We start from the raw sequence: 19,835 nt of genomic DNA on the forward strand, positions 1-19,835 counted from the left end.
AAAGCCCGGGACAAATTACGAATGGTTAAATTGATTTAACTAAACAAAACTCTGGAAATTCTAGTGCAGATGGACAAGGAACGGGCAGGCATACAGTCGGTGGAAGTCGGCTTCGCCCTGCTGGAGGGGCTGACCCGCTCGCGCGGGCCGCTGATGCTCAAGGACCTCGCGGCCACGGCCGGCATGAGCGCCGCCAAGGCGCACCGCTACCTCGTGAGCTTCCAGCGCCTGGGACTGGTGGCGCAAGACCCGGGCACCGCGCGCTACGACCTGGGGCCGGCCGCCCTCAAGCTGGGCCTGGCCTCGCTCGCGCGGCTCGATGCGATGCGCCTGGCGCGCGAACGCATGCCCGCGCTCATGGACACCATCGGCCACACCCTGGCCCTGGCCGTGTGGGGCAACCGGGGCCCGACCATCGTGCACTGGGAAGAATCGCCCCAGGCCGTGACCGCCAACCTGCGCCTGGGTGACGTGATGCCGCTGCTGGCCTCCGCCACGGGACGCTGCTTTTGCGCCCATTTGCCGCGAGAAGCCACGGCCGCGCTGCTGAAGGAAGAGCTGGCGCACGCCGCCAAGCTAGGCCGCACCGATCTGCCCGCCAATGCGGCGGCGGTCGATGCCCTGCTGCACGAAGTGCGCGAGCGCGGCTCGGCCCGCGTGGTGGACACGCTGCTGCCGGGCATCGTCGCGTTCTGCGCCCCGGTGTTCGACGCCGACGGCCACCTGGCCCTGGGCATCACCACGCTGGGCTCGATCGCCACCTTCGATCCCGCCTGGGGCGGCGCCATCGACGCGCCGCTGCGCGCGGCCGCGCAGGCGCTGTCGAGCGACCTGGGCCACGGCTGCGCATGAAAGATCCTGCACTGCGCACGCGCCGGCCCCGCACAGCGGGACTGCCGGCCTGCCTGCCTCAGCCCGGCCTTGCTGCCTGGGACTGATGAAAACGCCATGCCGCGCCGCGTTCTCGCCCTGCTGACGCTCATCGTGCTCGCCGTGCACGCCTGGGTGCTGCAAGGCCTGCCCCTGGGCGGGGGCCAGGAGCGCGGTGCGCCGGTGCGCATGGCGTTCCACACCCGCACGCTCCCGCCGACGCCGACGCCGGCGCCCGCACCCGAAACCCCGGCAGAAGCCACAGCAGCCCCGGCACCGCCTGCAGCACCCGCCAAGCCTCGCCCCCGGCCTGCCCCCCCGCGCAAGCCGGCCGCGCCGAAGGCCCCTGCGCCGCAGCCATCGCCCGAACCGCCGCAAGCAGCCGAGGCCCCGAAGGCCGCCACCGAAGCGACAGCCGCCGACACGCCGCCGACCACGCCCACCACCGTGGCATCGGCCAACATGCCAGTGCCGGAGGGCGCGGACACCGAAGCGCCTGAAAGCACCGCCGCGGCCGCTGCGCCGCTGGCGACAGCCTCTTCTTCCGTCTCTTCTGCCGCTTCCGCTCCCCAGCCAGCGCCTGCGGCCCCGCTCGCCGTAGCCGCCTCGGCGCCGGCCGACCCCGCACAGGACAGCAGCGCCGGCGTGGACATTCGCCCGCCGGGTGCCGGCAGCAACACCGCCAGCACCACGCCGCCGCCCGCCCGCCTGCCCGATCCGGTGCGCCTGGAGTTCGAGGTGAATGGCCAGGCCAAGAAGTTCAACTACCGCGCCAGCGCCGAACTGCTGTGGCGCCACGATGGCTCGCGCTACGAAGCCCGGCAGGAGATCAAGGCCTTCCTGATCGGCGCGCGCTCGCAGACCAGCACCGGCCAGGTGACCGCCAGCGGCCTGCAGCCGGAACGCTTCGGCGACAAGGCCCGCAGCGAACAGGCGGCGCACTTCAACTTCGGGCAGGGGCGCGTCACCTTCAGCGCGAACACGCCCCAGGCGGCCATCGGCGCCGGCGCGCAAGACCGGCTCAGCGTGTTCATCCAATTGGGTGCCCTGCTCGCCGCAGCGCCGGAGCGCTACCCCGACGGCACCCAGATCACCCTGACCACGGTGGGCGCGCGCTATGCCGACCGCTGGACCTTCACCGTGGAAGGCACCGAAATGCTGGACCTGCCGCGCGGCGCCACCCCGGCGCTCAAGCTGCAGCGCCTGCCGCGCAAGGAATACGACCAGAAGGCCGAGCTGTGGCTCGCGCCCTCCCTGGGCTTTCTGCCCGCGCGCATCCGCATCACCCAGTCCAACGGCGACTTCGCCGATCTGCGCCTGAGCGCCCACTCGCCGCCCTGAGCGCCGTGCCGCCTGCCGGTTGGTCACCAACCGGCAGGCGGCGCAGGGCGCGAAAGCCTGTGCGGTTTCGCCCACACGTGCGTGGGACAGGGCGGTCACTTCGCACGCCGGGCCGCCGGAGGCGGGGTTTCATGAAATACTGTTCCCATGCATCTGGCGGGTTTTCACCGACCATCCGATGCGCCAGGGCTTGAACTTCCCGACCTGGGTGGCCATCTGACAGAAACGAACCGACAGAGGAACACCATGCACATGCTCTATGACTCCGAAACCTTCGTTGTGGTCCACATGCAGCCGGATGCCGGCCCAAACGGCGCCCCCAAAGGTTGGCCCACCCCGCCCCAGCTCTCGCGCCACGGCTTCGAAATCGTGGACAAGCGCTCCGGCAAGGAGGTGTACCTGGACGGCTCCTGGGCCGAAATGTTCCAGCAGCAGATCCTGGCCTGGCAGCGTGACACCCCCACGCAAGAAGAAGTGGAAGACACGCTCGATGGCTATGTGGGCTTGGCGCAGAACCCGGTGGTGGTGCACTGACGCGAAACGAAGCGCGGGGCCGGGCGCCTGGATGATCGATCAACCATCGCCGCCATCAGCCTTTCAGCCCATCTGGTTCACTCGGATTCATCCACGCCGCCAGCCCCATGCGCCTGCAGCCATCCGGCGCCTGCCGCCGTCAGCCGGTAGCGCTGGCTCCTGCTGGTCGGCTTGTCCGGCATGGTCATTTCCACCAAGCCCGTCGCCAGAGCGGGCAACAGGTAGGCCTTGCGAAAATGCTCTGCGTGTTTCAGGCCCACGGCGTCCATCAAAGACGCACGGGGCATCTCCCCTTGTAAAACCTCGAGCACGCGAACGACTTCCGCGGTGACCTCCGCGGTGTCTTCCGCGGTGTCTTCCGCGGTGACTTCCGCGGTGATCGGTCGGGCCAGCGGATGTGCCGGCAATCGCACCACGAACGACAGCCGCTCGTCGTCGGTCTCGAATACCGGTTCCGGCGACCCGTTCGCACGCATCGCCTTGAGAATTTTCGGGATACCCGTGGCGCGGCCTTCCGTGAGCCGAAGCTCCTTGAGGAACTCACCGATGCGCCGGTTGCGGTAGCGTCGGCTGACGGCACGGCCTGAGCGCAAATCCTCCAGGCGTACCGACCGATCCGGCCCTGGATAACTCAGCACCACCAGTTCGTCCGGACCAATGCGAACCTCCACAGGATCGTGGCTCTCGTAAGTGCGGTGGTACACCGCATTCACCAACGCCTCCTCCACCGCAGCAAACGGGAAATTCCAGGCCCGGGTGGCCTCGGCACGTCCGGGATGCTTGGTCACCGTTTCATGCAGGTAGTTGCGCTGCAGGTAATCGAGCGCCTCGCGGACCATGCGCGACAACGGACCCTTGAAAGACTTCTCGACGATGACATCCCCTCCAGCGCCTTGGGGAAACGCCACCACATCCACCTGTGCACCAGGGAAGAAATGCGTGGGCTCGTCGTTGAAGAACAACAGACCCACGTTCTTGGGCCAGGGCGATTCGGCAGGTCCGCCCACCACATTCATCTGCCGCCCGAGCGCTTCGACCGACAGGTCGGCTGCATCGGCGGCCAATACACTGCCTACTTCTTGCAGGAATGCCTGCATCAACGGCCTGGACAGCGAAGCCACCGTGGTTGCCTGATGAAACCGGTCGTCCCAAGGCACCTTGGCCGTCAGGCTCAGCAGTTCCTGCTCCGCCTCGCCTTTGGCCTGCACGGTACTGCTGTAGCGGCGGATGTAGGAGTGCCAAACCTTGTGCCTGGCCGTGACGGCTTCGGGCACTTTGTACGGCCGGTTCTGTCCGCCTGGCGCCCACAGCACCACCAGATTGCGGCCTTGCACGACCTCCAGGCTCAGCATGGGAAAGTACGGCGGCTGCATCAACTGGCATGCAGCCAGCAACTCCCGCTGTATCTTGTCGAGTTGATTCGCCGCAAGCCCCTTGGGTGGAAAGATGGGCTGGCCGTTGGCATCGCAGTCCTGCCCGATCACCACATAGCCACCGCCCAGGTTTTCAAAATCGTTGGCAAAGGCGCACAGCGTGCGAAGGATGGCGTCGGGATTCCAGCCTTCCTTGTATTCGATGCGTTCGCCCTCCACGGTCCGCTGGTGCAGCAGATCGAGCAGGTTGATGGGCAGCTTGGATTGCGTGGGCTGGAGCATGGTGCGGGCAATCTAGCATGGGCGCCCCGAGGGCTGGCGGCCTTCACCCGGCCGATGCATCCCTCGGATAAACCCACCGGTACATCGGCGCCACCAGCAGCAGCACGGCGATCAGCCGGCACACCTGGAAGGCCGTCACCACCGGCACGCCCAGTTGCAGCACCTTGGCGGTGATCGACATCTCGGCGATGCCGCCGGGGGCGGACGACAGCACCATCGTCACCCAGTGCAGGCCGGTGGCCCGCGACAACCCCACCGCGAACAGCGCGCACACGGCGAGCAGCACCAGCGTGCCCATGGCCACCGAACCGAGCCAGCGCGGCGCGGTGTGCAAGAAGCCGGGGCGAAACCGCACCCCCAGGCTGACCCCGATCACCAGCTGCGCGGCGTTGAGCAGCACCTGCGGCACGGCCGACAGCGTGATGCCGGCCATGGCCAGCCCCATCGAGACCAGCAGCGCGCCCATGAACCAGGGGTTGGCGCGGCCCAGCCGGTCCATCGCCAGCGCGCCCAGGCCGGTGAGCGCGGCGAACAGCGCCAGGCCCTGCGCGTCCACCGCGCGCACGGCGGGCGGCAGCAGGTCCAGGCCGTGCAGGCCGCTGAACTGCAGCGCGAACGGAATGATCACCGTCACGATCACCAGCCGCAGGCTGTGGCTGGCGGCCACGAGGTCGGTGCGGGCGTGTTCGCGCTCGGCCAGCAGGGTCATCTCCGAGGCCGCACCGATGGCGCCGGAGAAATAGCTGGTCGCGCGCAGCACCGGCGCCGGCACGTCCGGCAGATGCGGCGCATGCACGCGGTACAGCCAGCCGCCGAACAGCGCCCACACCACACCCAGGGCGATCGCCCACCACAGCCCCGTCACCAGCGCGGTGACCTGCGGCGTGAAATACAGGCCCAGTGCCGCGCCCAGGGTCCACTGCCCGGCATTGCGCAGCCGCCGCGAACTGTCGGTGGGCGCGCCCGCGATGGACAGCAGCGCGGTGGCGACCAGCGGGCCGATCATCCAGGGCAGCGGCGTGCGAAGGGCCAGGCACACCACCGCGGCAGCGAGGGCCAGGGCCAGGGTGAGAAGGATGCGGGCGGGGGGGAAAGAGAGCATCGACGGGCGCGGAGCGGCGAAAATCCAGGGGAGGGGAAAGTATCGCCCGCACAGCACCAGCCCTCTTCCCGCCCCAGGATTGCAATGAAAAAGGCTGTGCGCCCTAGTATTTATTGCCCTTAATGCTATTTAATTAATAGCAAACCATTACGCCGGGGTCAGGAGGGCCGGGCTTCGGGGCGAAGCGGCTCGCCGGGGCCTCCAACCCCTGACCCGGCCAATGCGCCCAGTGCCCCTGCCAGCGAGGCGTGCGTGAACACATACCCCTCGGCCAGCGCCTGCCGGGGCACCGCATGCTGCCCGCACAGCAGCAGCTCGGACATCTCGCCCAGCGCCGCGCGCACGGGCCACGCCGGCATCCGCAGCCAGACGGGCCGGCCGAACGAAGCCGCCATCGTCCGCACGAACTGCGCCTGCGAGGGCACGTCCGGCGCCACGGCATTCACCGGGCCGCTGATGCCGGGGTGGGCCAGCGCATGGCAGACCAGGCCCACCGCGTCGTCCCGGTGAATCCACGGCACGCGCTGGCGCCCGCTGCCGAGCACGGCGCCGAACCCCATGCGTGCCGCCCAGGCCAGCGGCGGGTAGGCCCCGCCCTGCGGCCCCAGCACCACGCCCATGCGCAGGCAGACCACCCGCACACCCAAGGCGTGCGCCTCGCCCGCTGCGCGCTCCACCTGGGCGCACAGGTCCGACTGAAAGCGCCCGGGTTGCGGCGCGGCCTGCTCGTCCAACGGGGTGTCCGCCAGGGGCACGCCGTAGAAGCCCACGGCCGACGCGCCGACCAGCACGGCGGGCCGGCGGTCCAGCCGCTGCATCAAGCCCATCAACTGCCGGGCCGTGCCGATGCGGCTGGCGACCAGTTCACGGCGCCGCGCGCGGCTCCAGGGCAGGCCCAGGATCGGGCTGCCGGCCAGGTGGACGACGGCGTCGATGCGCGTCTCGGCCGGGATGTCCTCCAGCCGGTCCAGCGCCCACACCTGGGGGCCGAAGGTCGCACGGGCCTGCAGCGGATCGCGCGTCCAGACGATCACGCGCCGCCCTTCGCCTCGCAGCCGGCGCACCAGCGCCGTGCCGATGAAGCCGGTGGCGCCCGTCACCAGCACCGCAGGCCCGTGGGCGGCAACGGGCAGGGGTTCAGCGGATTGCACGTCGGCCCGAAGCCGCACGACGGCGAGCGCATTGCGCAGGCTCCAGATCAGCACCACGGCGGCCGCCACCGTGAACAGCCAGGACCATGCCCCGTGCCCCACCCGCACCACCCCGGTCGGCAGGGCCGCGTGCGCCGCGAACAGGGGCGCGATCACGCCGACCAGCACGCCGTAGCTCACGGCGAGCAGCGTGTGCAGCACGCGCTCGACGGGCGGCAGGCGGCGGCTGCGGTCTTCCTCCAGAAAGTCGGCCGCGGTGATCACGATCTCCACCGCCAGCAGGGCCGTCGGCAGCAGCACCCACCAGCCCTGCCACTGCACCCAGGCGAATCCCAGAAAGAGAAAGCCGTAGATGGCCTCGCGCGCCGCGTGCAGCAGCAGCTCGTGGCGGGCCGAGGTGCGACTGGGCAGGCGGGCGGACCACTCGTGGTGCCAGAGGTTGTCGAACGCCCCCATCAGGGCCTGCACCGTCAGAACGATGAAAACGATGTCCATGAAAGTCACTCCTCGGGATCGGTGAACACACCGGTTTGAAAAAACGTGCAGCCCCACAGCGGGTGCGCCATGTCGAGCGTGAAACGGAAGGCGCCCGGCCCTTCGTCGCGGTGCTCGACCCGGCACCGGCCCGGCGTGAGCCAGCCGGGGATGGGCAGGCAGAACGCGCCCAGCGCCAGGAAGTAGCAGCGGCTGTAGAACACCAGCGCGCCGTCTTCGACCACCACGTCGAGCGCCATGGAGAGCCCGCCGCGCGTGCGCTCTTGCAGGCCGCCGTCGGGGCCGCGCAGCTTGGTCGAGCACACGACGGCCGCGCCGCGCCGCCCGGGCAGGCGCAGGTGGCGCTCCCACACCACGCCGCCGCGCGCGTCGCAAGACACCCGCACTTCGGCGGGAACGCCGGTCTCTTCGGCATCCAGCAGCGGACCGCCCAGCAGGCGCGAAGCCCAGGCGAAGCACCAGCCGATGCGCGACCGCCGCACGTCCAGCGCGCCGCCGTAGCACGCGGGTGCATGGCCTGCCGCGAAGCGGCGGCGAATGGCCGGCGACAGCCGTTGCCATTGCGCCGCGCCCAGCAGTGCGGCCAGATCAAGGGGCGCCGGCACCTCGGCAGGGGCACGGTCATCGGCATCGGCATCGCGGGGCAGAAGGAGGGGTGTGGCGGTCTTCATGCCTTCTGTATTGCAGGGCACGTGCCAGCGAACAGACCGTTGATTTCAAACGGTTTTTTATTCCACCTGTCAACACGGTAGACAGTTGCGGCGGGCGCACTGTGCACCCGGTTTACAGTGCCGCATGGCCATTCACATCGCGCTCGCCCTGGCATTCGTTCAGACCCTGGCCCTGTCCGCCGTGCTGTGGCTGTGGGCGCAGCACGTGGCGGGCGCCAAGCTGCTGATCGTGTTCCTGCTGGGCGTGGGGCTGTGGATCGTGGGCAACGAACTGCCCAACTGGGCCGGCATCGGCACCGCGCCCTTCGCCATGGCGCTGCTGGCCACGGTGCCGATCACGTCCGCGGCGTTCCTGCACTTTTGCGCCATCTTCACGGGCCAGCGGCTGCCGCCGTGGGCCCTGCGGCTGGCCTATGGCGCGGCGTGTTGCGCGACCGCGCTGTCGTGGTGGGTGCCGCCGGGCGGGTTCGAGCACTTTCCGCCCTTCACCGGCGTGCAATGGGTGGTGGTGCCCAATGCGGCCGGGTGGACGACCAGCCTGGTCTGGGCCACCTGTGCGGGCGCCGGCCTGCTGGTGCTGGCCAAGGCGTTCTGGCAGACGCGCGTGGCCACCGAGCGCCGGCAGATCGCGGCGGTGGCGCTCTCGTGCGGCTGGGGGTTGATGTGCATCTCGGGCTACGCGTTCGCGGCCCTGCGCATTCCGCAGTACCCGTGGCAGGTGCTGGCCTTTCCCGCCTACCCCCTGATCCTGGTCTACGGCATCTTGCGCTACCGGGTCTTCATGGCCAACGCCTGGGCGCGGCGGGCCCTGGCCTGGGCGATCGTGCTGTTCCTGGGTCTGCTGGCCGTGCCGCTGACCTTGCTGCTGCCGGTCGAATCGCGCTGGCTCACCTCCGCCGTGGTGGCCGCTGCCTGCCTGGCCTGGAGCGGGCCGGTGCGCCGGCTGGCCGAGCGCCTGGTCTATCCCGGTGGCACCCCCACGGCGCAGGACCTGGGCACCTGGCGCGGCGCCCTCGCCGCCGCCCAGTCCATGGACGAACTCTCGTCCATCGCCGCTGCGCTGCTGTCCGAGCGCATGGGCGTGGCCGTGCGGGTGGTCGCCGGCGCCGCGCTCGCCGCCGACCCGAACACCCCCACGGTGCATTGCCGCAAGGACGGCGACCACTGGCAGGCCCATCTGCACGGCTTCGAGCAGGCGCCACCGGGGCAGCGGCACCTGGCGGAGCTGTTCGGCACCGTGCTCGCGCAGGCGGCCGGCCAGGTCGAAAACGCCGCGGCCGCAGAGCAGCGCGAGCGCGAGCGGCAGCTGCAGGCCCGCCTGGCCGAACTGGGCTCGCTCGCGGCCACGGTGGCGCACGACCTGCGCAACCCGCTGAACGTGATCGCCATGGCCACGGCCTTTTCGCCGGCCGAGGTCCGCCAGGACGTGCAGGAGCAGATCGCGCGCATCTCTCGCCTGGCGGAAGACCTGCTGGACTACGCCAAGCCCTGGCAGATCGAGCCGCGCGCCATCGACCTGTCGGAGCATGTGCGCCAGGCCGTCCGGCACAGCCCCGGCGTGGAACTGGGGCCGGGGCTGGAAGGGCCCTGCCCCGTGCATGCCGACCCCGCGCGGCTGCGCCAAGTGCTGGCCAACCTCATCACCAACGCCCAGGCGGCGGCGGGCCCAAGGCGCGTGCAGGTGGATGCCGAGCAGGCCGAGGACGGCCTGCGCCTGCACGTGTGCGACGACGGCCCGGGCATTCCCGCCGAGCTGCGCGAGCGGCTGTTCCAACCGTTCGCCTCGCGCAGCCCGGGCGGCACCGGGCTGGGCCTGGCCATCGTCGCCCGCATCATGGCGGCGCACGGCGGCACGGCCGCACTGACCGAGCGCCCGCCCTGGCGCACCTGCTTCACCCTGACCTTTCCTCCCCACCGACCATGACCGCTTCTCCCTCCCTGGGCCACATCCTGCTGGTGGACGACGAGCCCGCATACCAACGGCTGGCCAGCACCTTCCTGCGCGAGCTGGGCCACCGCGTCACCGTGGCCGGCAGCGGCGAAGAGGCGGCCTGGGCCTTCGGGCAGGACCGCGCGCACGTGGTGCTGCTCGATCTGGCCATGCCGCCCAGCATGGACCCCGAAGCGGGGCTGGAGCTGATCGGGCAGTTCGCGGGCTCGGTCGTGGTGGTGCTGAGCGGCCATGGAGACCGCGAACTCGCGCTGCGCGCCGCCGAGAAGGGCGCGTGGGACTTTCTCACCAAGCCCATCGATCCGGACATGCTGCGCTTCGTCGTCTCGCGCGCCATGCACAAGTCCCGCCTGGACGAAGAACTGCGGGAGCTGCGCGCGCGCGAGGGCAGCGAAGACCTGGGCATCGTCGGCCAGTCGGTGGCCGCGCAGCAGCTGCGTGCGATGGTGCGGCGCGTGGCCGGCACCTCGGTGAGCGTGATGGTGCTCGGCCCCACCGGCACGGGCAAGGAACTGGTGGCCCGCGCCCTGCACCAGTGCAGCGCGCGCCGTCAGGGCCCGTTCGCGATCATCCACTGCGGCGCACTGTCCAGCGAGCTGCTGGAGAGCGAGCTGTTCGGCCACCTGAAAGGCAGCTTCACCGGCGCCCACCGCGACCAGCCGGGCCTGGTGGAAACCGCGCACGGCGGCACGCTGTTCCTGGACGAAGTGGGCGAGATGCCGCCCGCCATGCAGGTCAAGCTGCTGCGCTTTCTGCAGGAAGGCACCTTCCTGCCCGTGGGCGGGCGCGAGATGAAGAAGGCCGACGTGCGCGTGGTGTCGGCCACGCACCGCGACCTGGAGGGGATGATCCAGGACGGCAGTTTTCGCGAAGACCTCTACTACCGGCTCAAGGGCGTGGTGATGCGCATCCCGCCGCTTTCCGAGCGCGGCACGGACGTGCCGCTGCTGGCCGCGCACTTCCTGCGCCGCGTCGCGCCGCAGGCCCTGTTCGCGCCCGACGCGCAGGCCTGGCTCGCCACGCAAACCTGGCCGGGCAACGTGCGCCAGTTGCGGGCCCTGGTGGAGTCGGCCGGCGCGCTGATCGCCCCGGGCAACCCGCGCATCGACGTCGATCTTCTGCGGTTCGCCAGCGGCGACCTGTCGCACTTGCCGGACGCGGGTCCGCCCGATGCGGCCCCTGCAGCACCGGCCGGCGCGCTGGACGCGGCCATCTTCGAGCTGGAAACGCGCATGGTCCGCGAGGCCATGGAAGCCACCCAGGGCAACCAGTCGGAAACCGCGCGCCGCCTGGGCATCTCCCGCGCGGGGCTGATCAAGAAGCTCAGCCGGCTGGGCCTGCGGTAGCGCGCCGCCGCCCCTTGGAACACCCGGCCCGTCGGCCCTTCACCCGCAGGTGCCCAGGTGGCCGCACTGCGTGCAGTAGTCGCAGCCATCCTTGCGGATCACGGCGTGCGCGCCGCACTCGGGGCATTTCTTGCCGGCCATGGCCGGGGGCATGCCCATGGGCGCCTCGGGCTCGTCCAGCGGCAATACCTGCTGCACCGGGTCGGGCTCGCGGCTGGCCAGAATGTTCTGGATGGCGTAGGCCATGGCGGCCACCTCGGAGTCGTGCCACAGCGGCACGCGCGTGCCGTCCTCGCGCTGGCGCGTGCCCAGTCGCACGGGGCCGCGGTCCCACGCCACCTTGCGCATGTCGCTCAACGCGCGCTCCAGAAAGCCGCCGCGCGCGGCCAGCGAGAGCATGCGCATGCTGGAGGTGATCCACTGCTGCGATTCGCCGCTCTGCCCCACGGGCATGAAGAACTCGATGGCGCGGTCCACCGTGCCGGTGCCGCTGGCATTGGGCACCGGCAAAAACGACACCACCAGGTAGAGCGTCTTGTGCCCCTCCTGCGTCCAGTACTCCACCTTCTCGGCCACGGCCGACAAGGCGCCCTTGGGCCGGCTTTCGATCACGGTGCGCATCGGGTCGATGGGCGTGGGCGCAGCGTCCGGCGCGGCAGCCGGGGCCGATGACGATGCCTGCGCCTGAGGCACCTCGGGCGCATGCGTTTCCAGCACGGCGCCCAGAATCGTGTTAGGCCGGTAGGTGGCCAGCCCCTTGAGGCGCGCACGCCAGGCGGCGAGGTACAGGCCCTTGAAGTCTTCGTACGGGTAGTCGGCCGGCACGTTCACCGTCTTGGAAATCGCCGTATCGACGAAGGGCTGCACCGCTTCCATCATGGCGATGTGGTCCTCCGCGGGCATGGACAGCGCGCTGACGAAGTACTCGGGCAGCGCGTTCACGTCGCCACCCAGCTCACGGTACAGCCGCCAGGCGTGGTCTTCCACGGCGTATTCGCTCATGCGGCCGTCGCCCTCGCGCTTTCGGCGCTTGTAGGTCCAGGAGAACGGCGGCTCGATGCCGTTGGAGGCGTTGTCGGCAAACGCCAGGCTCACCGTGCCCGTCGGCGCGATCGACAGCAGATGGCTGTTGCGAATGCCGTGCTCGCGGATCTGCGCCTGCAGGCCCTGCGGCAGCCGGCTGGCGAAGGTGCCGGGCGCCAGGTAGCCGGTGGCGTCGAACTTCGGGAACGCCCCTTTCTCGCGCGCCAGCGCCACCGACGCGGCATAGGCCGCATCGCGCAGGCGCTCGGCGATCTGCGCGGCCATGGCGCGGCCCGCGTCGCGGTCGTACCGCAGGCACAGCATGGCCAGCGTGTTGCCCATGCTGGTGAAGCCCACGCCGATGCGCCGCTTGGCGGCCGATTCGGCCCGCTGCGCTTCGAGCGGCCAGAAGGTCACGTCCAGCACGTTGTCGAGCGCGCGCACCTGCGTCGTCACGCTCTGCTCGAACGCCTCGAAATCGAAGGCCGGCGCGCCCGCCAGCCCGAATGGATTGCGCACGAAGCGCGTGAGGATGATGGGGCCCAGGTCGCAGCAGCCGTAGGGCGGCAGCGGCTGCTCGCCGCATTGCCCCGTGACCAATCCATTGAAGATGACGGTATTGCAATCTGCCTGGGTGGTGTCGAACACGGCCTCTTCACCAGCAGGCGCGATCTGAGCGACTCGGCTGGTAAACCGCTGCGTCTTGCGCAACACCTTGTCGACCACCCATTCGCGGTACCGGGCTGTTTTGTAGTCCAGCAAGAACCCGATTTCCCGCATGAACTGCTCACGGGACTCGCCGTCGATGATCAGTTCGTACTGCTGCTTGCAGGCGTACTCACCCTGTCCGCCCTTGCCATCCGGCATGGCTTTGGTTTGGGCTTCCCTACGCAATCGCAAGCGGCTGAAAACACCAAAATTGGCCAGCAGCACCTGCACGTCTTTGAGCAGTGGCGAATGGCTGGAACTCAAGCGAACAGAGCAGCTTTCCCTGGCGCTAGAAACATTGACCGTGCCGTCTGTTTGAAAAAGCGCACGCAGATAGGCTTTGACACAAGCCTCGCTGCCTTGCCAGATCACCTCGGGAACTCTTAATTTGGTAGCGCGCGTAAAGCCGCACGCCGCCAGGGCGCGTGCCAGCAGCACGGAGCGGATGAATACGTAGTTGCGCTGAGCCACTGCCACCGGTGCGCACAGATAGCGCCTGGGCGTCTGTGCCAAGCCAGCAATCATGTGATTGACCGTGTTCGCTACCTGCTCTGCGAGTTCGCGCTCCTGGTTCCATAAATTGACGCAAACGACTTCCTGCCCCCTCCCCCGATGAGTGAAATGCCCATCACCCGTGATCAGTCCAAGCAGGACCCCCAATTCATGGCTGCCTTGCTGGCCGAACTGGCCTTTTCCAGACTGCACGAGCAACTGGTCACCCACCTTGAGTTCCGACAGTTTGACCTTGCCGCCCGACGTGTAGAAATCGTGCCACGCAGTGGCTTTGATCTCATAGCCATCGTCGGTAGTCACCTTGAATACCTCTGCTCGGCGAGCCGTCATGAACGCCGCCTTGGAAGGACGGACCTCAACTCCTCGCGCTTCGTGCCCAAGCGCCCGCCGATCCACAGTGGCCTCCAGCGGCACTCCGCTTTCGTAAAGATCACCGATCCGCACCAATCCATGTTGCGTGGCCAGCCGGGTGTCGGCTGTCACGCACGGGTTTGTGGCGGCGATGTCTTCGCAATAGTGCAGGTTGTTGTCGCGGTTGATCGCATCGAGGAACAGGATGCCCGGCTCGGCGAAGTCGTAGGCCGACCGCATGATCGTGTCCCACAGGCCGCGGGCCTGCACCGTGCGATAGACCCACTGGCCGTCGGTGCGCTGCACCGCGCCCTGCGCCAGCAGCGCGGTGCCGGGGCGGGCCGAGTGCACCAGGTCCCACGGGCGGCCATCGACCACGGCCTGCACGAAGGCGTCGGGCACGCCGACCGATACGTTGAAGTTGTTCCAACGCCCCGGCGTGCGCTTGGCGGTGATGAATTCGAGCACGTCGGGGTGGTCGATGCGCAGCACGCCCATCTGGGCGCCGCGCCGCGCGCCCGCGCTCTCCACCGTGGAGCACGACTGGTCGAACACGTTGATGTAGCTGCACGGCCCCGAGGCCAGCGATGCCGTGCCCTTGACCTGCGCGCCCTTGGGCCGGATGCGCGAGAAGTCGTAGCCCACGCCGCCGCCGCGCCGCATGGTCTCGGCGGCCTCGCGCAGGGCCTCGTAGATACCGGGATAGCCACCGTCGTCCACGCCCTGGATGCAGTCGCCCACCGGCTGCACGAAGCAGTTGATGAGCGTGGCCTGGATGTGGGTGCCGGCGGCGCTCATGATGCGGCCCGCGCCGATCGCCCCGGCGCGCAGGTTGGCGAGAAAGCGCGCCTCGTGCGCAGCGCGGTCGGCTTCGGGCTCCACCGAGGCGAGGGCGCGGGCCACGCGGCGGTAGAGGTCTTCCACGTCCGTCTCGCCGGGCTTGAGGTACTTTTCGCGCAGCACGTCGAGGCTGATGGGCTGCACGGGGGTGGCGTCGGACGCCTGGGGGGTGAAGGGGTCGCGTTGCATGTCGCTGGCGCTTTCCAAAAACACTGCCAAACCGCTGTTTTACTCCTGTGCGCGGCCCGGCGGGTTGCCCGATGTCAACGCGAATGGCGAGGGTTTGCCCCGGAGGCTGCAGGGCCCCGGAAGGCACGGCGATCACGGCCGATGTTGCGTTTTGTTTCCCGGATCGAAACGCTGCGATTCCCCGGCAGGGGGTTATTCCACCCGGCCCGAGGCCCCATATAGTCCAAGAGACGCGCTCCGTGCGTGCGCGACCGTCCCACCGCACTTTCCAAGGAAACCCCATGTCCCCCACCGCCGAACTGGCCGCCGAACTCGAAACCATCACTTCCCGCACCGATGCCGCCCCGCTGATCGAACGCCTGCAATGGCGCTATGCCGCCAAGAAGATGGACCCCGCGCGCGCCGTCCCGGCCGAGAAGGTCGAGCGCATTCTCGAAGCGGCGCGGCTGGCGCCCACCTCCAGCGGGCTGCAGCCGTTCGAGATCGTCATGGTGACGAACCCCGAAGTGCGCCAGCGCATCCAGGCCATCGCCTGGAACCAGGCCCAGATCACGGACGGCTCGCACCTGCTGGTGTTCGCCGCGTGGGACGACTACACGGCCGAGCGCATCAACGCCATGTTCGACTACACCAACGCGGTGCGCGGCTTCAAAAACGAAGGCTGGGAGAACTACCGCAACATGCTGCTGAACACCTATCCGCAGCGCGGCGCCGAGGTCAACTTCCAGCATGCGGCCCGCCAGGCCTACATCGCACTGTCCGCCGCGCTGATGGCCGCGGCGTACGAAGCGGTGGACAGCACGCCGATGGAAGGGTTCGACCCCGACGCGCTCGACGGCATTCTGGACCTGCGCGCCCGCGGACTGCGCAGCGTGGCGATCCTGCCGCTGGGCTACCGCCAGGCCGAGCAGGACTGGCTGGCCCCGCTGGCCAAGGTGCGCCGCCCGCGCGAGCAGTTCGTGACCGAGGTGTGACGCCAGCGGGCCGGCGGGCGCCACCGAACGAAAGAACGCGCGACGCCTCGCGGCCGCGCTGGGCTTCTTCGGCGCGGCCGCCTTCTCGCAGGCCACGCGCGCCAAAAGCCAAGCGTTCCGGGTTTCGCATTCGCCTGGGCCGCCATGGTTTCGGATGCATCCAGCGTTTCCACGCCAGCGGGTTGCAGGATCGCTCCGTTTAAGGGAGTGAAAAGAAAATGCTGTCATCGGACGTGGGGCGAAGCAAGCCCCTCCAACCGGGCCGTGCGGAGCAAGTGCCGCAAGCCCCGCAAAACCCATCGGGCACCCATCCGTCCTCTCAATGGGAAACCAACGAGGGATTGCCGGCGCTCCACAGGGCTGCAGCGGGCTCTCCTGCCGGCAAAACCGCACAGCTTTCCGCCACGCCTTCGCGCCCACCGCCGCGACCGCAACCGCAGCCGCGTGGCACCCCGGCAATGCAGGAGCCGCGTCGTTCCTCCGCGCCACGCGTGACCGACGCGTCCGTTCGCCACGCCGAAGGGGTGGCAGGCCCGCTCTCGCCGCCGCATGCCGACCGCAGGGCCGCGGACGCCAGCGGAGCGGCGCCGACGCAGGCCCGGCCGCTGGGCCAATTCACGGATGGCCTGCACGCGGAACTGATCGCCGCCGGGAAGGCGGCCTACTGCCATCGGGATGACAACGCGTTCGTGCTGACCCTGGCCCCGACCAGCGAAGACCGGCAAAAGAAGCTCATCCGGATGACCATCGACTCGGCCGAGAAGTTCGCCATCATCACGTCGTTCAACATCAATCCGGCCAAGGACCACGACCCCGAAAAGATCTCCGGGACGACGTTCGCGATCCTGGAATCGCTCGCCAAGAAGCAGCACGACAAGGATTTCTCGTTCGTCCTTTTCTACAACGACAACAAGCTGCAGACCAACGCGGTCATCTCCGCGGTCGTGGGCCAGAACGTCACGACCAACATGAGCCTGCGCTCGAGCAGCCGAACGCATGCCACCACCACGTGGCCCGCGGTCGTCAAGGCCTACAACCGGCAGCAGACCGATGCGCGCCTGAAGATCACCCGGCCACAGTGCAACCTCTACTTCGTGGCCGCCAAGGCCAAGGGCGTGGCCGGATCGCACCACAACAAGTTCTGCATCAATGACAGGGGGGTCGCCGCCACCCTCGGGGCGAGCCTGGCCAACAAAACCAAGGACAGCTGGATGGACGGCGGATGCGTCACGCTGAGCCGGCCCCTGGCAGCACGGCAGCGGGACTACTTCCTCGACGAACTGATCGGCAGCCACACCGTGCGCGGCGGGCGGCTAAAGGCCAATGGCGACGGCGAACTGGTCATGGAAAAGATGGAAGACCTGTCTCGCATCCAGGCCCTGAGAACGATCGACATCGAATCGCCACTCGATCAGGCCGGACCGCAGAAGGACCAGGCCATCGAGCGCCTGCGCGACTCCCTGGCGCAAGCAGGGGTGGACTTCGAAGGCGCAGCGCACAAGGTGCTCTGGGTGCAGAACACGTCGAGCGGCTACAAGAACATGTTCTCCACGCGGGGCCAAATCGAAGGCAAGCCCATCGGACAGGTCATGTCCCGGTTCTTTTCCGGGGCCCGGCCGGGGGAGACGATCAACATCGTGAACAAGACCATCGGCAGCGAAGGCATAGCGCTCATCACCGGTGCGCTCGCCAGGGGCTGCAACGTCAATGTGCTGATCAACGAGGACAACCGGGCAGCGCTGGAACGGGCGGCCCGCAAGCTCTTCGCCCACCCGGCCTCCGCCCCCGTGGGCACCCTCAACCTGCGGCATTTCGCGCCGGGCGACACCCTGGCAGCCGCGCAGAACTTCAACACGGCGGAACAGCCCGTGGGCCATGCCAAGAACTACGTCCTGGAGCGGCAGGACGGCTCCAGCATCGTCATGACGGGCTCCTACAACCTGGACGGCCAATCCCACTACCGCTCCAACGAGAACCTCATGCTGTTCGAAACCCGCGGCCATGCGGTGAAAAACGCACTGTTCGACGACCTCTACAACGGGTGCATCAGCCCCATCAGCACGTTTTCAGCCAAGGACAAGCGTCGCGGTTGACGGCCGCACGGTCCACCGATGCAGCCGCAAGAAATGGGCAGGGCATGGCTTTAGCATGCGCACATGCACCACCCCCTACTCCTCCCATCGCGCCCGCCTGCCAGTCCGTCAGGACACCGATTCAGGGGCGCGGGATGGCCCGCAGGCACCCGCCTCGCGGCCACCGCACTGCTGGCCCTGGTCGTCGGCTGTGCGCAGGCGCCTCGGGCGCCTGCCGCCCCCACCCCCTGGCTCGCGCAGGTCCAGGCCCTGCTTCCCGCCGATGTGCTGCTGATCGGCGAGCAGCACGACGCCCCCGAACACCAGGCGCTGGAACGCGAGGCCGTGCAGTGGCTGGCGGCACGCGGGCAGTTGGCGGCGCTGGTGATGGAGATGGCCGACAGCGGCCGGGCCACCGACGGCCTGCCGCGCGATGCCACCGAGGCCCAGGTGCAGCAGGCGCTGGGCTGGAACGCTGCGGCCTGGCCGTGGGCGCAGTACGGGCCGGTGGCCCTGGCGGCCGTGCGGGCCGGCGTGCCCGTGCGCGGCGGCAACCTGCCGCGCACCGAAATGCGCGAGGCGATGCGGGACGAGCGATGGGACCGCCACCTCGATCCCGCCGCGCTGCAGCGCCAGTACACCGCCCTGCGCGAGGGGCACTGCGGCCTGCTGCCCGAGGCGCAGATCCCCGGCATGGCCCGCATCCAGATCGCCCGCGACGCACGCATGGCGGCCGTGGCCGCGGCAGCGCGGCGGCCTGGGCAGGTGGTGGTGCTGGTGGCCGGCGGCGGCCATGTGCTGCGCAGCGTGGGCGTTCCGACGCACTGGTTTCCCGGCCTGGTCGCCAAGGTGGCGCTGGCGCAGGCCGAAGGCGCCCCGACGGCCCTGCCGGGCGAAACCGATGCCGTGCATGCCACCCCCGCCCTGCCGCCCCGCGACCATTGCGCCGAACTGCGTGGAGCGCAGGGCGCCACCCAGTGAGTTAAAGAATCGGCATCAAAATGGCCTCCAGCACAATAATCCCTAGGGGGTGTAGCTATTATTTTTATAGCATTCAGATACCCCCCCTTTTGAGAGCGCGAAAGCTGTCGAACGGCACGGGCGTGTTGCCCACCTTGCACACGTCAGGCGTCGTGCAGATGGCCCGCCACACGGCCTCCGCGCAGGCGATATGCTTCCTAGCCATTCGCCACCTCGGCAGGGGAATGGCCGCGATGCATGTGAATCCGCTGCTCTGCGCCGCGCTGCGCCGGCCCGGCAGGAATGGCCGCCAGCATCACCTTGCGCAGCCCCCACTCCTTGGGCACGGCACGCCGCCACACCAACTGCACGCACTGCGCATCGAGGTCGATGGTCACGGTGTCCAGGCGCATTGAAACGGTTTGGGCTCATCGCCTTTCAGCCAGCCAGGTGCGATCATGTCGGGCTGCGCGGGATTGCTACAAAATAAATAGCAATATGCCCTAGTGAATCATGCGCTGGAGGTCGATGGAGCCAACAAGGATGCCCCGACCCACTCTCCCGTTCGGACCAGGCTCAGGGTCTTCAGCGTCTTGCCCGGCCCGTCGAACACGCATTGCACGGCCCAGGCCTGTCCGTCGAAACCCGGCACCCGAAAGCACGCCATACCCGGCAAGGCCAGCACGGCCTCGTCGTCTTTATCAGCCAGCAAGGCCACCACGTCGCCAGCCGTGGCGATGGCGGCATCCAGCCCCTGCGGCCATGGGCCCTGCCAGGGTTGGCCCGGCCGGGACAGCGGCGTGTGGAAGGTCAGCGCGTGCAGGCCCCAGAGCTGCTCTTTCTCGGGCAGCGACGGGTCCATGCACTGCAGCATCAAGTCGAGTCCCTGGCTCTCCACACCCACGGGATACGGGTCGGTGCCATGGCCCTGGCGCAGGTCCAAGACCGGCGGATCGAGCGACCGCAGCACCCGGTTCAACAGGTGCTGGCGGTTGTATCGCCCGATGCTGCGCAGCAGCAAGTCGGGCAGGGGGTGGAATCGGGACGGCATCGATGCCCTTTCTTCTTTCGTATATCCAGCGCTACCAG

General features: G+C 68.9%; 15 protein-coding genes. 8 read left to right on the forward strand and 7 right to left on the reverse strand.

Annotated features, from left to right (window positions below):
* Positions 1–69 precede the first annotated feature (69 nt).
* From AVHM3334_RS14310 to AVHM3334_RS14320, 3 genes are all read left to right on the forward strand, one after another.
* The gene (locus AVHM3334_RS14310; protein WP_284413379.1) at positions 70–852 is read left to right on the forward strand and encodes an IclR family transcriptional regulator; all 783 of its coding nucleotides are present in this window, start codon (positions 70–72) and stop codon (positions 850–852) included.
* Positions 853–948: 96 nt separating this feature from the next.
* A complete protein-coding gene (locus AVHM3334_RS14315; RefSeq protein WP_284413305.1) occupies positions 949–2,211 on the forward strand; it encodes a DUF3108 domain-containing protein in 1,263 nt (420 codons plus the stop codon).
* 246 nt (positions 2,212–2,457) lie between these two features.
* A complete protein-coding gene (locus tag AVHM3334_RS14320; protein WP_284413307.1) occupies positions 2,458–2,745 on the forward strand; it encodes a BTH_I0359 family protein in 288 nt (95 codons plus the stop codon).
* A gap of 77 nt (positions 2,746–2,822) precedes the next feature.
* On the opposite strand, the gene AVHM3334_RS14325 is transcribed toward AVHM3334_RS14320, so the two are convergent.
* The 4 genes from AVHM3334_RS14325 to AVHM3334_RS14340 form a co-directional block, all read right to left on the reverse strand.
* Positions 2,823–4,400 (reverse strand): RNA/DNA-binding domain-containing protein, encoded by a 1,578-nt coding sequence (locus tag AVHM3334_RS14325; protein WP_284413309.1) that lies wholly within the window; start codon positions 4,398–4,400, stop codon positions 2,823–2,825.
* A 43-nt stretch (positions 4,401–4,443) separates the two neighbouring features.
* Positions 4,444–5,502: an AbrB family transcriptional regulator gene (locus AVHM3334_RS14330; protein WP_284413311.1), complete on the reverse strand. Its 1,059-nt coding sequence runs from the start codon at positions 5,500–5,502 to the stop codon at positions 4,444–4,446.
* 158 nt (positions 5,503–5,660) lie between these two features.
* Complete coding sequence (locus AVHM3334_RS14335; RefSeq protein WP_284413313.1) at positions 5,661–7,148, reverse strand: TIGR01777 family oxidoreductase; 1,488 nt, start codon at positions 7,146–7,148, stop codon at positions 5,661–5,663.
* Positions 7,149–7,153: 5 nt separating this feature from the next.
* Positions 7,154–7,819, reverse strand: a complete 666-nt coding sequence (locus AVHM3334_RS14340; protein WP_284413315.1) for a DUF4166 domain-containing protein — start codon at positions 7,817–7,819, stop codon at positions 7,154–7,156.
* Positions 7,820–7,943: 124 nt separating this feature from the next.
* Here AVHM3334_RS14340 and AVHM3334_RS14345 point away from each other — a divergent pair, with 124 nt between their 5' ends.
* Both AVHM3334_RS14345 and AVHM3334_RS14350 read left to right on the forward strand, forming a co-directional pair.
* Positions 7,944–9,743 carry a sensor histidine kinase gene (locus AVHM3334_RS14345; RefSeq protein WP_284413317.1) on the forward strand — a complete coding sequence of 600 codons (1,800 nt, stop codon included), beginning with the start codon at positions 7,944–7,946 and terminating at the stop codon, positions 9,741–9,743.
* On the forward strand, positions 9,740–11,116 hold the full coding sequence (locus AVHM3334_RS14350) for a sigma-54-dependent transcriptional regulator (protein ID WP_284413319.1): 1,377 nt from the start codon (positions 9,740–9,742) through the stop codon (positions 11,114–11,116). Before AVHM3334_RS14345 ends, AVHM3334_RS14350 begins: the two co-directional genes overlap by 4 nt.
* Positions 11,117–11,155: 39 nt before the next feature.
* Here the strand turns inward: AVHM3334_RS14350 and AVHM3334_RS14355 are convergent, their stop codons facing one another.
* Positions 11,156–14,740: a ribonucleotide reductase barrel domain-containing protein gene (locus tag AVHM3334_RS14355; RefSeq protein WP_284413321.1), complete on the reverse strand. Its 3,585-nt coding sequence runs from the start codon at positions 14,738–14,740 to the stop codon at positions 11,156–11,158.
* Positions 14,741–15,021: 281 nt separating this feature from the next.
* On the opposite strand from AVHM3334_RS14355, the gene AVHM3334_RS14360 reads away from it, so the two are divergent.
* The 3 genes from AVHM3334_RS14360 (at position 15,022) to AVHM3334_RS14370 (ending at position 18,767) form a co-directional block, all read left to right on the forward strand.
* On the forward strand, positions 15,022–15,714 hold the full coding sequence (locus tag AVHM3334_RS14360; RefSeq protein WP_284413323.1) for a nitroreductase family protein: 693 nt from the start codon (positions 15,022–15,024) through the stop codon (positions 15,712–15,714).
* A gap of 491 nt (positions 15,715–16,205) precedes the next feature.
* A complete protein-coding gene (locus AVHM3334_RS14365) occupies positions 16,206–17,807 on the forward strand; it encodes a phospholipase D-like domain-containing protein (protein WP_284413325.1) in 1,602 nt (533 codons plus the stop codon).
* A 63-nt stretch (positions 17,808–17,870) separates the two neighbouring features.
* Positions 17,871–18,767 carry a ChaN family lipoprotein gene (locus AVHM3334_RS14370; RefSeq protein ID WP_284413326.1) on the forward strand — a complete coding sequence of 299 codons (897 nt, stop codon included), beginning with the start codon at positions 17,871–17,873 and terminating at the stop codon, positions 18,765–18,767.
* A gap of 197 nt (positions 18,768–18,964) precedes the next feature.
* Here AVHM3334_RS14370 and AVHM3334_RS14375 read toward each other — a convergent pair whose 3' ends face one another.
* Positions 18,965–19,159 carry a hypothetical protein gene (locus AVHM3334_RS14375; protein WP_284413327.1) on the reverse strand — a complete coding sequence of 65 codons (195 nt, stop codon included), beginning with the start codon at positions 19,157–19,159 and terminating at the stop codon, positions 18,965–18,967.
* A 98-nt stretch (positions 19,160–19,257) separates the two neighbouring features.
* Complete coding sequence (locus tag AVHM3334_RS14380; protein ID WP_284413329.1) at positions 19,258–19,797, reverse strand: hypothetical protein; 540 nt, start codon at positions 19,795–19,797, stop codon at positions 19,258–19,260.
* Between the last annotated feature and the right edge of the window lie 38 nt (positions 19,798–19,835).

This window comes from Acidovorax sp. SUPP3334, assembly GCF_030159055.1.
In the GTDB taxonomy this organism is placed as follows: domain Bacteria; phylum Pseudomonadota; class Gammaproteobacteria; order Burkholderiales; family Burkholderiaceae_C; genus Paracidovorax.

Coding starts and splice junctions, on each gene's coding strand:
- AVHM3334_RS14310 (WP_284413379.1), top strand. CDS start 70: ATGGACAAGGAACGGGCAGGCATACAGTCGGTGGAAGTCGGCTTCGCC.
- AVHM3334_RS14315 (WP_284413305.1), top strand. CDS start 949: ATGCCGCGCCGCGTTCTCGCCCTGCTGACGCTCATCGTGCTCGCCGTG.
- AVHM3334_RS14320 (WP_284413307.1), top strand. CDS start 2,458: ATGCACATGCTCTATGACTCCGAAACCTTCGTTGTGGTCCACATGCAG.
- AVHM3334_RS14325 (WP_284413309.1), bottom strand. CDS start 4,400: ATGCTCCAGCCCACGCAATCCAAGCTGCCCATCAACCTGCTCGATCTG.
- AVHM3334_RS14330 (WP_284413311.1), bottom strand. CDS start 5,502: ATGCTCTCTTTCCCCCCCGCCCGCATCCTTCTCACCCTGGCCCTGGCC.
- AVHM3334_RS14335 (WP_284413313.1), bottom strand. CDS start 7,148: ATGGACATCGTTTTCATCGTTCTGACGGTGCAGGCCCTGATGGGGGCG.
- AVHM3334_RS14340 (WP_284413315.1), bottom strand. CDS start 7,819: ATGAAGACCGCCACACCCCTCCTTCTGCCCCGCGATGCCGATGCCGAT.
- AVHM3334_RS14345 (WP_284413317.1), top strand. CDS start 7,944: ATGGCCATTCACATCGCGCTCGCCCTGGCATTCGTTCAGACCCTGGCC.
- AVHM3334_RS14350 (WP_284413319.1), top strand. CDS start 9,740: ATGACCGCTTCTCCCTCCCTGGGCCACATCCTGCTGGTGGACGACGAG.
- AVHM3334_RS14355 (WP_284413321.1), bottom strand. CDS start 14,740: ATGCAACGCGACCCCTTCACCCCCCAGGCGTCCGACGCCACCCCCGTG.
- AVHM3334_RS14360 (WP_284413323.1), top strand. CDS start 15,022: ATGTCCCCCACCGCCGAACTGGCCGCCGAACTCGAAACCATCACTTCC.
- AVHM3334_RS14370 (WP_284413326.1), top strand. CDS start 17,871: ATGCACCACCCCCTACTCCTCCCATCGCGCCCGCCTGCCAGTCCGTCA.
- AVHM3334_RS14375 (WP_284413327.1), bottom strand. CDS start 19,159: ATGCGCCTGGACACCGTGACCATCGACCTCGATGCGCAGTGCGTGCAG.
- AVHM3334_RS14380 (WP_284413329.1), bottom strand. CDS start 19,797: ATGCCGTCCCGATTCCACCCCCTGCCCGACTTGCTGCTGCGCAGCATC.